Here is a 710-nt window from a genome sequence, read left to right on the forward strand (position 1 = left end):
TCGAGGTAGCTCTTGTCCTTTGTGGGCAGGGGCTATTTTGTTTTAAGGGGGTGTGTTTTTGGGGTGTGTGGGTTGTGGGTGGTTTTTTCTTGGTGGGTAACCCCCTTTTTTGTATTTAAAGGGGCAACTAAGTAATTACCGTGTGCCTGAAAACGCACCAAAACTAGGTGACCTCAGCTCCGCATGGTCACATACGCCCGATACACTAGGAATCAGTGCACAATAAGAGGTTCTTTGGAAAGAGCCTTAACGTAAAAAATATAAAGGAGCATACTTGGCTGACTACTCACGTAACCACTCAGATAACAATCGCGATGGATACAAGAAAAACAACGATCGCCACTCATCTGGTGGAAACCGTTCCTACGGTAATGACCGTAATGATCGTTCAGATCGTCGTGATAACCGTGGTGGTTTCGGAGGTCGCCGCAACGATGGTGAGCGTTCCTACGGCAGCCGTGATGACCGTGGTGGTTTTGGAGGTCGCCGCAACGATGGTGAGCGTTCCTACGGTAGCCGTGAGGATCGCGTAGACGACAGAGACTTCCAGGGCGGTTTCGGTAAACGCCGCAGTTCAAACGACGGAACCCAGCGCAATGATCGTGATAATCGTGGTGGTTTTGGAGGTCGCCGCAACGATGGTGAGCGCTCCTACGGCAGCCGCGATGACCGCGGTGGTTTTGGACAGCGCCGAGATGACCGTCGTGATG

At 51.8% G+C, this 710-nt stretch carries 1 pseudogene; it reads left to right on the forward strand.

The features are described from left to right. Window positions 1-274: 274 nt before the first annotated feature. Window positions 275-710 (forward strand): annotated as a pseudogene (locus VVR27_RS11570) (hypothetical protein); the annotation flags it as partial.

It is taken from the genome of Rothia sp. LK2492, assembly GCF_040946345.1.
Taxonomy (GTDB): domain Bacteria; phylum Actinomycetota; class Actinomycetes; order Actinomycetales; family Micrococcaceae; genus Rothia; species Rothia endophytica.